12 protein-coding genes are annotated in these 13,976 nt (G+C 35.1%); 7 read left to right on the forward strand and 5 right to left on the reverse strand.

Going from position 1 to position 13,976, the window contains the following annotated elements; translation table 11 throughout:
* Positions 1–3: 3 nt before the first annotated feature.
* The 6 genes from GAPWK_RS09015 (at position 4) to GAPWK_RS09040 (ending at position 9,109) form a co-directional block, all read left to right on the forward strand.
* Entirely contained in the window at positions 4–561 is a 558-nt protein-coding gene (locus GAPWK_RS09015) for a YqgE/AlgH family protein (protein WP_025315906.1), read from the forward strand.
* Positions 562–564: 3 nt separating this feature from the next.
* Entirely contained in the window at positions 565–975 is a 411-nt protein-coding gene (ruvX, locus tag GAPWK_RS09020) for a Holliday junction resolvase RuvX (protein ID WP_025315907.1), read from the forward strand.
* 100 nt (positions 976–1,075) lie between these two features.
* On the forward strand, positions 1,076–2,116 hold the full coding sequence (gene purM / locus GAPWK_RS09025; protein WP_025315908.1) for a phosphoribosylformylglycinamidine cyclo-ligase: 1,041 nt from the start codon (positions 1,076–1,078) through the stop codon (positions 2,114–2,116).
* 269 nt (positions 2,117–2,385) lie between these two features.
* A complete protein-coding gene (locus GAPWK_RS14285) occupies positions 2,386–3,693 on the forward strand; it encodes a tetratricopeptide repeat protein (protein WP_025315909.1) in 1,308 nt (435 codons plus the stop codon).
* Positions 3,694–4,121: 428 nt separating this feature from the next.
* Complete coding sequence (gene nifJ, locus GAPWK_RS09035; RefSeq protein ID WP_025315910.1) at positions 4,122–7,664, forward strand: pyruvate:ferredoxin (flavodoxin) oxidoreductase; 3,543 nt, start codon at positions 4,122–4,124, stop codon at positions 7,662–7,664.
* A gap of 257 nt (positions 7,665–7,921) precedes the next feature.
* The gene (locus GAPWK_RS09040) at positions 7,922–9,109 is read left to right on the forward strand and encodes a pyridoxal phosphate-dependent aminotransferase (protein ID WP_025315911.1); all 1,188 of its coding nucleotides are present in this window, start codon (positions 7,922–7,924) and stop codon (positions 9,107–9,109) included.
* Between the two features lie 128 nt (positions 9,110–9,237).
* Here the strand turns inward: GAPWK_RS09040 and GAPWK_RS09045 are convergent, their stop codons facing one another.
* The 4 genes from GAPWK_RS09045 to zapB form a co-directional block, all read right to left on the reverse strand.
* On the reverse strand, positions 9,238–9,792 hold the full coding sequence (locus tag GAPWK_RS09045) for an NlpC/P60 family protein (protein WP_025315912.1): 555 nt from the start codon (positions 9,790–9,792) through the stop codon (positions 9,238–9,240).
* Complete coding sequence (locus tag GAPWK_RS09050) at positions 9,740–11,101, reverse strand: DUF3482 domain-containing protein (protein WP_025315913.1); 1,362 nt, start codon at positions 11,099–11,101, stop codon at positions 9,740–9,742. The genes GAPWK_RS09045 and GAPWK_RS09050 overlap by 53 nt, the downstream gene beginning before the upstream one ends.
* Before the next feature lies 1 nt (position 11,102).
* Entirely contained in the window at positions 11,103–12,407 is a 1,305-nt protein-coding gene (locus GAPWK_RS09055; protein ID WP_025315914.1) for a DUF2868 domain-containing protein, read from the reverse strand.
* A 76-nt stretch (positions 12,408–12,483) separates the two neighbouring features.
* Complete coding sequence (zapB, locus tag GAPWK_RS09060; protein ID WP_025315915.1) at positions 12,484–12,729, reverse strand: cell division protein ZapB; 246 nt, start codon at positions 12,727–12,729, stop codon at positions 12,484–12,486.
* A gap of 100 nt (positions 12,730–12,829) precedes the next feature.
* Here zapB and tpiA point away from each other — a divergent pair, with 100 nt between their 5' ends.
* Positions 12,830–13,594, forward strand: a complete 765-nt coding sequence (tpiA, locus tag GAPWK_RS09065; RefSeq protein WP_025315916.1) for a triose-phosphate isomerase — start codon at positions 12,830–12,832, stop codon at positions 13,592–13,594.
* A gap of 65 nt (positions 13,595–13,659) precedes the next feature.
* Here tpiA and GAPWK_RS09070 read toward each other — a convergent pair whose 3' ends face one another.
* Positions 13,660–13,884, reverse strand: coding sequence for a helix-turn-helix domain-containing protein (locus GAPWK_RS09070; RefSeq protein WP_038517432.1), 225 nt, complete (start codon positions 13,882–13,884; stop codon positions 13,660–13,662).
* Between the last annotated feature and the right edge of the window lie 92 nt (positions 13,885–13,976).

Below are 13,976 nucleotides of genomic sequence, written 5' to 3' on the forward strand. Positions count from 1 at the left end.
CATATGAATTTAAAAAATCATTTTATAATCGCTATGCCAACCATGAGCGACGTATTGTTTACTCGTTCCGTGGTGTATATTTGTGAGCATAACCGCGATGGGGCTATGGGAATTATTATCAATAAACCCATCATTGAATTGAATGTTTCGACAATACTAACTCGCCTTGAAATTACTGCTTCAAGAAATTGTGCAGAACTTGAATATCCTGTTTTTGCGGGAGGTCCTATTGCAGAAGAACAAGGCTTTATATTGCACACACCGCAAACTGGTTTTTCATCAAGTATTCAAATTTCTGATGATGTTATGATAACCACTTCGCTTGATTTATTAAAATCTATTGGTACAAGTCAACAACCTAAAGATCTTTTATTAGCATTGGGTTACTCTAGCTGGCAGCCTTTACAGCTTGAAGATGAAGTTGCAAGAAATGATTGGTTAGTTGCTAATGCTGACGCTAAAATTATTTTTGAAGTACCTTATGAAAATCGCTGGCAAAAAGCCGCCGAATCTTTGGGTGTTAATATGAACACAATTTCGCATCAAATGGGTAATGCGTAGCCCATGGCGACAATAATAGCATTCGATTTTGGTACCTTTAGTATTGGTGCTGCCATTGGTCAAGATGTGACTAGAACCGCCAATCCACTTTGCTCATTTAAAGCTCGTGACGGTATACCCAATTGGCAAGCTATTGAAAAAGTCTTAAATGAGTGGCAACCTGATTTATTAATCGTAGGTCTACCGTTAAATATGGATGGAACTGAACAACCGTTAACAGCCAGAGCCCGTAAGTTCGCTAATCGATTACATGGACGATTTGGTTATCAAGTTCAACTGCAAGACGAACGCTTATCGACGGTTGAGGCAAAATCACGTATTTTTGCTTCTCGTGGTTATCGTGCTCTTGAAAAAGGTCATATTGATGCTACTTCTGCTGTCATTATTTTAGAAAGTTGGTTTGAAAATAATTAGCAAACTGAATTAATTCGTTATTTATTAAATAATTCATCGCCAACAAATTTCATCCTTGCTAAAATAAAAAGCAATTTTTCTACTGTAAGGATTGCTCGCTGTGTCAAATAATAAAACTCTCAGTTATAAAGATGCTGGTGTCGATATCGATGCTGGCAATGAACTGGTTAATCGCATCAAATCAGTTGTTAAAGAAACTAAACGTCCAGAAGTGATGGGAGGACTTGGTGGCTTTGGAGCACTGTGTGCTATTCCACAAAAATACAAAGAACCCATTTTGGTCTCTGGTACAGATGGTGTCGGTACAAAATTACGACTGGCAATGGATTTGAACCGCCACGACTCAATTGGTATTGATCTGGTTGCAATGTGTGTCAATGACCTCATTGTTCAAGGTGCTGAACCCTTATTTTTCCTCGACTATTACGCAACAGGCAAACTTAATGTCGATGTCGCCGCAACGGTAGTTACAGGTATTGCCGAGGGATGTAAACAATCAGGTTGTGCTTTAGTTGGCGGTGAAACAGCAGAAATGCCAGGCATGTATCATGGTAACGACTATGATTTAGCAGGATTTTGTGTGGGTGTCGTTGAAAAATCGCAAATGATTGATGGTACTAAAGTTCAAGATGGTGATGCATTAATTGCTTTAGCATCAAGTGGTGCCCACTCCAATGGCTATTCATTAATACGAAAAATTATTGAAGTGAGTGGTGTTAACCCTGCTATTGAACAACTCGACGGAAAATCACTTGCTGATCATTTACTTGCACCGACTAAAATCTATGTCAAATCTGTTCTTAATTTAATTACTCAAATTAAAGATATACATGCAATTGCACATATTACTGGCGGTGGATTTTGGGAAAACATTCCACGCGTTCTGCCCGATAATACTCAAGCAATAATAAACGAAGCAAGTTGGCAATGGCCGGCAATATTTGATTGGCTACAAAAAGCAGGTAATGTAAGCCGTCATGAAATGTACCGTACATTTAACTGTGGCGTTGGTTTAATTATTGCTTTACCAAAACCACTAGCAGATAAAGCTATTTCTATACTTAATCAGCACGGTGAAAAAGCATGGTTATTAGGCGAGATTAAACACTCAACATCAGCTGATCGTGTTGTGATTGAATAATTTAACTTTTATGTTATCCATCAAAATTATTATTATGATGGATAACACTTATATCGAATCATAATTAAAAAGTATTAATCGCCCTATTTATTTAAATGAAAGGAGTTGATATTAGATTAAAAATTTAATTGTTTATATAGTGATTTAATTGCCTAACTAATCATATCAAACTAATTCTCAATTAATTATTCATCTTTTATCAAATCTTTAACCACTTCTTTTTTAATGCTAAACTAGTTAAAAATAATATAAAATGTTTGGTTTTTAGGATGTTTACTCGCGCGCCATTATCATTGTTATTTATTCCACTTCTGTGTTTACCTTTTTGTCATGCTTATGCTAAAACTCAATCCAATTGTTTACCGTTAAATAAAACACCAGAAAATATTGCTATCTGCACACAACTTGCCGATAAAAGCAATGCATCAGCGCAAGATAAATTGGGGGAAATTTATTATCAAGATGCACTATGGCATAAAGGTTATCACACCAAAGCCAGATTATTGTTCGAAAAAGCAGCCGAACAAGGTTTGGCAAGTGCACAATACCATTTAGGTGCCATGTACCGTGATGAGTTTAATAACTTTCCGATTGCCTTAAGTTGGTTTGAAAAAGCCGCTGCACAAGGTAATTTAGATGCACAAAATAGTATTGGTTATATTTACGAAAATGGCTCAGGTGGCAAACCGCCTCGTAATTACTATTTTGACGAAAATGGTAAAAATACCGACCCTGACCTACCTTATATTGAAGCAAAATTCGCCCCTTATGAATTTCAGTTACCGTCTGACCCTTACTCCCGCGCTGTTTATCCTATGAGTGAATATGGACAAGGCGTTGAGCCTGATTTAACCAAAGCCATTGAATGGTATCAAAAAGCAGCCGATAAAGGACACGCTCTTGCGCAAACTAATCTAGCTTATTTTTATCTTTTTGGCATCGGTGTTACAAAAGATGAAAAACATGCGTTTGAGCTTTATCAAAAAGCGGCGAAACAAAACTGTGCACCAGCATTAAAATCATTGGCTTTTATGTATATACAAGGATTAGGAACGAATCAAGATGTACCCAAAGCTTTTGCCAGTTTAGAGCAAGCTTATCGTATTTTACCTGATTATAATTTGTGGGATGTCATTTGGCGTATTGAAACAGATAAACAATATAAAAAATATTCTTTAAAAATGACAATCGAAGATGATACAAAACCTCATAGGAAGCAATTTCAAATAGAGAATTCAAGTGATGAAGACTATATAACTGAAAAATTCAAATTCTTTAATAATATTTATCAATTAAATTTTCACAAAGATACTGGTCCCATTGATATCTGGCCAAGACCAACTTGGTCAATTGTTTTAGGCGAAACCATTGGTGAAATTACCCCGTTAAAAGAACGACTTTTAATTAAAGAATCAATACAAGGTTATTATAAAGTTATGACTTTTCTTAGTCATTTCTATAAAGGTGAAATACAGGATATAGAAAAAGCTCAATTATGGCGAAAATATGCCATTAAGATGGGTGAATTATCCTTTGATAAATATTGGACAGATTATCCACCGCTGGAAGATAAATAAAAAGGCACATGGTGCCTTTATTTTTATATTAACCATTTCAGTAAATTATTTTGACTAATTAATATGATATCTTCATAATCCTGTTTAATATTTTCTATGGCTTTTTTATCCATTTGTGACAGGTTAATGCCTGTTTCTTATTGGAGTTTATCAACCAACTGATCAATTTGTTCAAATGCTACTCGTTGTTCGTAACTCATTCTAAATTTTAACTCTCTTTTGCGTATTCCTAAAGAAGAATAGGTTGTCCAGTTTTGAAATCTAAAAATCAATAATTTTTATTTGTTTAGCAATCTTTTTAGTTGGTTAATATGCTACCAAAAATTTAATACAAAAATAACTAAAAGCTATCTTACTTTCTGGTACAATAGTCAAAATTTATAATAATTAAGTAATGTCGTAACACTATAAATTACAAGGTTTTTTTAATGATCATATCAGATGCTAATAGCGCGGTGTCCTCAGTCGCTTATCGTGCAAACGAAGTCATTGCTATTTACCCTATTACTCCTAGTTCTTCAATGGCCGAGCAAGCCAGCACGTGGGCTGAATTTGATAAGCCAAACGTATTTGGTGACATTCCAAGAGTAGTTGAAATGCAGTCCGAAGCAGGAGCAATTGCAACTGTTCATGGTGCATTAATGACAGGTGCATTAGCAACTTCGTTTACATCATCGCAAGGATTATTGTTGATGATCCCTTCTTTATATAAAATTGCAGGGGAACTTACACCATTTGTTTTACATGTCGCTGCTCGTACAGTTGCGACACACGCTTTGTCAATTTTTGGTGATCATTCTGATGTTATGTCTGTTAGACAAACTGGCTTTGCTATGCTTTGTTCTAGCTCAGTACAAGAAGCACAAGATTTAGCGTTAATTTCACAAATTGCTAGTTTTAAAAGCCGAATCCCTTTTGTCCATTTTTTTGACGGTTTTAGAACATCACACGAAGTTAATAAGATTTATCCGTTATCAGATGAAGACATTCATGATCTTTTACCACATGAAGCAATCAAAGCTTATCGTTCACGAGCATTAACACCCGACAAACCAATGATTCGCGGCACATCAGCTAATCCTGATACCTATTTTCAATGTCGAGAAGCAATAAATAGTTATTATGATAATGCCTATCAGCATGTTGTTGATGCAATGACGGATTTTGAAAAACAAACTGGTAGAAAGTATCAACCTTTTGAGTATTATGGTGCCAGTGATGCTGAACGAATTATTGTAATTATGGGTTCAGGTGCGAGCACCAGTAAAGAGGTTATTGATTATCTACTTAAAGAAAATCAAAAAGTTGGTGTGGTTATCGTACGATTATTTCGTCCATTTTCAGCTCAACACTTACTTGCTGTGATTCCTGATAGTGTAAAGAAAATTGCTGTATTGGATAGAACAAAAGAGCCAGGAGCACAAGCCGAGCCGTTATATTTGGATATTATGACAGCTTTTGCTGAGAGCTTGTCTCGTGGTGAACGTAACACTATTCCACAGATTGTAGGCGGACGTTATGGATTATCCTCTAAAGAATTTGATCCGCGCTCGGTACTTGGCATTTTCAATGAGCTCAGTTTAGAAAAACCAAGACCACGCTTTACCGTGGGTATTTATGATGATATCACGGGTCTATCATTACCACTACCGGATAAAACAATTCCACAAAAATCAGCGTTAGAAGCACTGTTTTATGGTTTGGGAAGTGATGGAACAGTTTCGGCAACTAAAAATAATATTAAAATAATTGGAGACAGTTCACCTTTTTATGTGCAAGGTTATTTTGTTTATGATTCCAAAAAGGCAGGTGGATTAACTACCTCTCACCTACGTGTAAACTTAGATCCAATTGATTCGCCTTACTTGATTACCAGTGCACATTTTATTGGTTGTCATCAAGATCAATTTATAGATAAATATCAGATTGTTGATAAACTCAAAAATGACGGTATTTTCTTACTTAATACCCCCTATAACAAAGATGAGATTTGGCATCGCTTACCTAAAGAAGTGCAAGTACAATTAATTAAGAAAAGAGCCCATTTCTATATTATTAATGCAGCTAAAATTGCACGTGAATGTAACTTAGGAGCCAGAATCAATACAGTTATGCAGGCTGCTTTTTTTCACCTTTCAGATATTTTCAAAAATGATTTTAGCATCTCGCAACTAAAAGAAGTCATAGCTAAAAGCTACAGTAGCAAAGGTCAAGAATTGGTTGAAAATAACTGGAAAGCGTTAGATTTAGCCATCACTTCACTTGAACAAATTCCACTTAATTGTGTGGATCAAAGTAGTCCATCAATGCCTCCTATTGTTCCAAACAATGCACCAGATTTTGTAAAAACTGTTACGGCAACTATGCTAGCAGGTTTGGGCGATAGCTTACCAGTTTCGGCATTTCCACCAGATGGCGCTTGGCCAACAGGCACCACAAAATGGGAAAAACGTAATATCGCTGAAGAGATCCCAATTTGGAAATCAGAATTGTGTACACAATGCAACCATTGTGCTGTTGCCTGCCCTCATGCAGCTATTCGAGCCAAGGTGGTCGAACCTGATGCAATGCTTAATGCGCCCGATACGCTAGAATCGCTAGAAGTTAAAGCACGCGATATGAAAGGTCAACGTTATGTATTGCAAGTAGCGCCAGAAGATTGTACTGGTTGTAATTTATGTGTTGAAGTGTGTCCATCTCGTGATCGTAATAACTTTGATATTAAAGCAATCAATATGCAGCCTCGTATTGATAATCTTGATACACAAAGAGTTAATTTTGAGTTCTTTTCTGCATTACCAGATCGAGATATTAAATCACTTGATCGTATAGATATACGAACATCTCAATTAATTACACCATTGTTTGAATATTCCGGTGCTTGCGCAGGTTGTGGTGAAACACCTTATATTAAATTATTAACACAACTTTACGGCGATCATCTGGCTATTGCTAATGCAACAGGTTGCTCATCGATTTATGGTGGTAATTTGCCATCAACGCCATATACCACCGATCGTTCGGGTCGCGGACCGGCTTGGGCTAATTCATTATTCGAAGATAATGCTGAATTTGCTTTAGGTTATCGAATCACTTATAACCAACATAGAAAACGAGCCTTACGTCTACTTGATCACTTGGCAGGTGAGATTTCGCCAGAAATTGTTATCACTTTGCAATCTTCTGATGCAACCATTGCTGAAAAAAGAACTCAAGTTGACTTATTACGAGAGCAATTAAAACACATTGATTCTGCTGAGGCTAAAGAGTTATTAGAAGATACCAATTATCTGATTGATAAATCAGTGTGGGCAATTGGTGGAGACGGTTGGGCTTATGATATTGGTTTTGGAGGACTCGATCACGTAATGAGTTTAACCGATAATGTCAATATTTTAGTATTAGATACTCAATGTTATTCTAATACTGGCGGTCAACAGTCCAAAGCGACACCTATGGGCGCCGTATCTAAATTTGCGGATTTGGGTAAACATAAAGCTCGTAAAGATTTAGGCGTAAGTATTATGATGTATGGCCATGTTTATGTGGCTCAAGTGGCTTTAGGTTCTCAACTAAACCAGACATTAAAAGCGCTACAGGAAGCAGAAGCCTATGATGGGCCATCACTTGTCATTGCTTATAGTCCGTGTGAGGAACATGGTTATGACCTAGCTAAATCCCACGAACAGATGAAAGATTTAGTTAAATCTGGGTTCTGGCCTCTCTATCGCTATGATCCACGCCGTAGTGCTGAAGGAAAACCGGGATTAGTTTTAGATTCAAAATCACCAAATAGTGAAGCACTATCAAGTATTCTGCTTAAAGAACAACGATTCCGACGTTTGGAAACATTAGAACCTACTGTTGCTAATATACTACATGAACGTTCGACAAAAATGGTTGAATCAAAATATAGATTCTTACAAATGCTATCAAGCTATTCGGATATTGAAACCCCACCTGATAGTTAATTATAAAGAATTCATTACCTATAAAAAATGAAACAGACCAGTATTACTAAAAAATAATAACTGGTCTTTTTATACACCCTTTTTGTGCAATAAAGCATCAATATTGTGCGTTTTTTAATAAAACTCTACTGACAACTCTCTTCTTTTACTATTTTATTATTATAAATCAATAGGATTCATTAATTCTGTAACTTGGTATTATTTTTGCATTAATAATTATTGACCACATAAGGATCAACTAAAACATGAGGTGAATCATGGTGTCTAATATCAATATCAATAGAAGAAAACTATTAACATTTTCAAGTGCAGCAATAGCTGGTTTGTCTATCAATCAATTTTTATCCAAAGCCTATGCGCAAGAAGTACAAAACACGGTATCATATAACCTGCCGATGCTTGATAAAGTAGTTACACCCGATGTAAACAATCCAGTCAGGCTTAATTTTAATGAAAATGCCCTTGGCATGTCACCTAATGCTAAACAAGCTGCAATTAATGCTGTTCCTAAAGCTAATCGTTATGCTAAAGCAGAAATACCATTACTTAATAAACGGCTGGCTAAACACCATAATGTTGATGAATCTCAAATTTTATTAACAGATGGTTCATCTGAAGGGATTCGTTGTTCCATTGCTGCCTATGCTAAGCCAGATACCCAATTAGTTATCCCAGAACTTACCTACGGTGATGGCGAACATTTTGCTAAAATTTATAATTTGCGCATTAATAAAGTACCATGTTTACCAGATTGGCAAATGGATTTAAAAGGTATACAAAAAGCGGTTGAGAACTACAAAGGACCATCAATTGTCTATTTAGTTAATCCTAATAATCCAACTTCGACTGTTTTTGCAACCAAAGAGATCGAATCATGGATTAAAAGCAAACCTAAAAATACTATTTTTATTGTTGATGAGGCATATGCTGAGTTTGTTAACGATCCTGCTTACAAATCAGTCGATTACCTTATTGCACAAGGATGTGAAAACATAATACTTCTAAAAACTTTTTCAAAAATTCATGCTATGGCAGGGTTACGAGTAGGTTATGCAGTTAGTTCCATCGAAAATATCGAAAATATTACACGATATGTGGCTGGGGAAAAGCTTAACTACTGTGGTGTTTGTGCAGCATTAACCTCAATGGATGATCAAGCATTTTTAACTTATTCAAAAAAAGCAGTTGATGTTTCACGTCAAATCATGGAAAACGTCTTATCTGATTTAGGTTTACATTACCTAAAATCTGAAACCAATTTTATGTTTCATAAAAGTCCGATTGACTTAAAAGCGTATCGGGAATTAATGAAAAATAACTTTATTTTGATTGGCCGAGATTTTGCTCCTGCTACGGAATGGTGTCGTATTTCACTTGGTACACCTGGCGAAATGCTCTATGTTGCTAATATCATGCGTGGATTAAAAGAAAAGGGAAAAATTTAATTCATAATTGTTCTTAAGAAAATATCGTAATTGGCAAAAATTAAGCTCTCTAAATGGAACAAGATTTAGAGAGCTTTTTAGTTATCCATATTTAAAATTAAATAAACAAAGCTATTTTACACTATAACTTAACCACCGGTCACTCGACGCGTCATCCAGTAATGTTTTTTCCAATAGTCTTCATTCATATTTGAATAAATTACACCTTTTGACGTTGAAGCATGTAAAAATTTGCCATTTGCATAATAGATGCCAACATGTAAACCGCTTCGACTACGACCTGTTTTGAAAAACACTAAATCACCTGCTTTAGGGGTGGTAACTTTGTAACCTAATTGAGCTTGCTCTGCAGTACTTCTTGGTAATGTTTTAGAAAGTTTATTTTTAAAAAAATTAACAACCAAACCGGAACAATCACTACCAGCCAAAGTCATACCACCATAACGATAGGGTGTTTTATACCATTTTTTATAGTGGGAATCGATTTTGGCTAACATCAGTGCATCTTGTTTAGTCACTTTTGCCGATTTAACTCCATAACTTGTATTGACAGTAGCTGTTGTAGTGCTGCTACAACCAAATAACATAAAGATAGAAAACAGCAATGTTACGAAAAAACGCTTTTTTACACTAAAAAAGTTGCTCGGCAACATTTTCAATTGTCGATTCTCTTTTTTTGTCATTTCTTTTTGTTCCTTTATTTAACGTCGACCAATGCGAATAGCGCCTTGCTACTTTTAAACTTTTAGGTAACACGCCTTTTTTCCATTCTTCAGTCTCTAATTTGGACAATTTAATGGGACAAGTGTTCGCATGGCTGCGATGATTTAAACTTTCTTTTAGACTAACAAGTCGTAAAGAAAGGTAACAAATAATAACATCATCAACACTTAATTTATAATAACCAGAAAGCTGATGCCGCATTCTGGAACCATAATGCTTGGCTGTTTGCACTAAACTACCTACAGCACCGCCAATGAGCGTTGCAGAGCCAAGCGTAATGCCACCGGTAACTAAATCAATACTCGCTCCAATTGTAGCTCCTGACACAAAACCTTTCGTCAAATGCATCCCTATTGTTGTTAGGGCATCTATATTAAATAGATCAGCATTATAACGACCTTTTAACAGAGGCAAGCATTCTTCATTTTCTAAAGCAGAATTAAATTGATAGAGTTTTAACAGTTCATTTATTGCCAACTGTTCTCGCGTTCTTACTTGATTTTGCATATCAATAATGGCTTGTTTATCATCAGATTTTGCCATTTTATAAAAAGCAGTAACATCAACCAAAGCTTTAGCAATAATCAAATTAGCCTTTTTATTGCGAGTTTCTCGCATTTGCGTAATTTTATTTAGCCATTGATCTAAAATCAATTTTGCTGGCTCAATTAACAAAGATAAACTTTTATACAATCGTTCTTCACCATCTATTGGCGGCACGATTGCATCGAACCGTATGATAGCATGAATACCAACCCGTGAAAGCAATTTTTTCCATTTATTTTCATTTTGCTGTTTGCTAGCGGTAAAATTCAATACTGCTAATATTGGTTTGGCACCACTGGCTAATATAGCTAATTCATCATGATATTTATCTAAAACTGGCTCTCGTACATCGATTACATAAATGGCAGCATCACTTTTTAATAATTGTCTGATTACTTTAGCTTCTTGATCAAAGCTATTTTCTGCTTCTGGACTCTTTAAAAAAAAAGTTAATTTATCAATACCATCAAGTTTTTTATTATTAGCAGGTGTTAATTGATGAATGTAATCATACAATGCCAAACTGTCTTCTAAACCTGGTGTATCATAAAAAATAATGGTATTTTGGCTATCGACAGGTAAGGTAATTGATTCGACATGTCTTGTTGTACCTGGCTTATCTGATACATCACCAAAATTACTATTACGAATTAAAGTGCGTAATAATGATGTTTTTCCAACATTTGCATGCCCAACCACAGCTAATTTCAATGTTGTTAACATGTTAAAATTCCTCGCCTAACCACGTTGGTAAAGCTGATTGTAACGATAACGCTTGCCAATTATTAAATTGTTTACCTTGATTGATAAACCATACCCGACTTTGTTGCGATTTGCTGATCAGTTGATTGATTAGATTTAACATACCCCGATCCGGTGCCCTATCGGTATCAATCGCGATTAATAACTTTTTGGCAGGTGTTAATTGTAAATAGTCAAGAATTTTTCGACGTTGTTCACGTGTATTTAAAAAACCTAAAAAACTCACCGAAGTTGGTGGATTCCAATCTTCTTGCATATCAATTGCTACTAAGAAAGTGCCTACACCCTCTTTAGCCAAATGCGGAATTGATTGTTTAAATTTAACGTTATCTTTCTTGTCTTCATCTTCAACATTAAACAATACAGATTGTAGATCATTTGCTAATAATTGATAATCGGGATGTTGGATATTGAATTCAATTTGTCGACAACTTATTAACCAATTAATCCCACAAATTATCATACATAAAAATCGAATCGCTAAACCATAAACGATGAAAACACCGAGTAACCAAATTGCCCAAGTAGAACGTATTTCTCCAGCATTTAAGGCGTGTTCGCTTAATCTGATAATATCATCATCAGGAATTATAAACCCGAGTTTAGAGGGTAACCAACCTAAATAATGAGTTAGGCTAATAATTGTATCTGAGCTAAGTAATGTTGTTTTCCATTCAAAACTATAGTGTTTTGTTGAAAATAAGGCAATAAGCACTATTAAGGCACTACTTAAAATTACTGTCCAAAATAGATTAAGTACAAATCCAATTAGCCAACGGATACGGCCACCGAATAACTCAATAAAAGCAGGAATAAGTTGTTGTACAGTCTTTTTTTGAGAGAACTTTTTTGCTAACCATAACCAGCAATAAACTAAAAAGCTACCACCTAAATTAGTAAAAAGAAAAGATGATACTAACCAAATAAATAAAGTGATTAAATGAAGACCTAGTAAACTAAAAAGTGCCCAATACAAATTAATTGGATTTTGGCTTAAAGTACTAAAAGCCAATGATGTACCACAAATAATAGATAAAAAAATGAATACTAAAAAAGAGAGATTTATTGCTTTTAATAAATTTCTTTGCGCTGCATACAAACCATTTTGTTTTGATAGCATGACAGCTCGCATGACGATACGATCAACTAGTGACGTTTGAATCACCCTTACTTGTCGATTAATATCTTGATCTGCAAATCGCCCAGATTCTTTTTCAATTAGATGAATAGTCTGAGCAATCCACAGCGATCTTAACTCTTCTCGCATTATAGTTAATTTTCACAATTATATTAATGAAATATAAAACAATCGCAAGATAAGCCGCGTTTATAAATAGTGTGATTTATTGTGTGATTTCACCTATTTTGGTTAATAAAGTTTGGATACGTTGCTGCCAAACTTGCTGATCTTGTTTAAGTTTTTCATTTTCTTCGCGTAATGCTTTCATTTCATCTGAACTATCATTGATCAACTGTTCTAATTCTTGATTACCGTGCTTTAACGTCGCAATTTCGTTTTGCAATGTGGTAATAGTATTAACGGTATGCTGAATTTTATTTTCTAACTGATTTAATATTTCTAATGTCATATTTTTCCTCAAGCTCATATTATTTGATGTATAATATTGACCATTATAACGAATTCATTCTGAAATCAACACCTTTTTAAAACTTATGTAGGAGAAAATTATGCGAAAACCTCTCGTTATGGGTAACTGGAAACTCAATGGTAGTATTGATATGGCTAAAAATTTAGTTGAGGGTTTAAGAAAAGAACTATCGACAGAAGCAGCGTGTGATATTGCTATTGCTCCACCAGTAGTTTATTTAGACTTTGTCAAACATCAATTAGGTGGTTCTAATATTATTTTAGGTGCCCAAGATGTAGATGTTAACTTATCTGGTGCTTATACAGGTGAAGTATCAGCAACAATGTTAAAGGAAGTCGGTGTAACTCATGTAATTATCGGCCATTCAGAACGTCGTACTTACCACAAAGAATCAGATGAGTTTATTGCCAAAAAATTTGGTATATTGAAAGAGTCTGGTTTAGTACCTGTTCTTTGTATCGGTGAAACTGAAGCTGAAAATGAAGCTGGTCAAACTCAATCAGTGTGTGCGCGCCAAATTGATGCTGTTATAAATACGTTAGGAGTTGAAGCATTTAACGGTGCAGTAATTGCATATGAGCCGGTTTGGGCTATCGGTACTGGCAAATCTGCGACTCCAGCTCAAGCTCAAGCTGTTCATAAATTCATCCGTGATCATATTGCAAAACAAGATGCAAAAGTTGCAGAACAAGTAATTATTCAATATGGCGGTTCAGTAAATGATAAAAATGCAGCAGAATTATTTACTCAACCTGATATTGATGGTGCTTTAGTAGGTGGCGCATCACTTAAAGTAGATGCTTTTACAGCAATTGTTCGAGCGGCAGAACAAGCTAAAAAATAAAACAATGACGCCTGAAAAGGCGTCTATTTTTAAGGAAAAATTTAAAATGATACAGTAATAAAAAATTATTTTGCTTGGATGCTATAACGTGAAGGCCAAATAGTTTCAACAGAAACTTGTAAATATTCAGCAATGATTCGTTCATATTTAGGGCAATGTCTGTATAAAGCATTTCTCAAAGTATCAGCTTGTAAGCCACTTGATCTTGATAGTGCTCTTAAATTTCCACCTCTAATTTTAATTTCACCGACAACTCTTGATGGTGACCAATCTTGATCTTGTTCGCTCATTATGAGATCCTCTTAAGGTTAATTCTTTACTATTGTAATGATTATCGGCATTACAATAATTTAATGGTAAAATGTTACCACAAAAAGGATAA

The sequence above is a fragment of the Gilliamella apicola genome, assembly GCF_000599985.1.
GTDB lineage: Bacteria > Pseudomonadota > Gammaproteobacteria > Enterobacterales > Orbaceae > Gilliamella > Gilliamella apicola.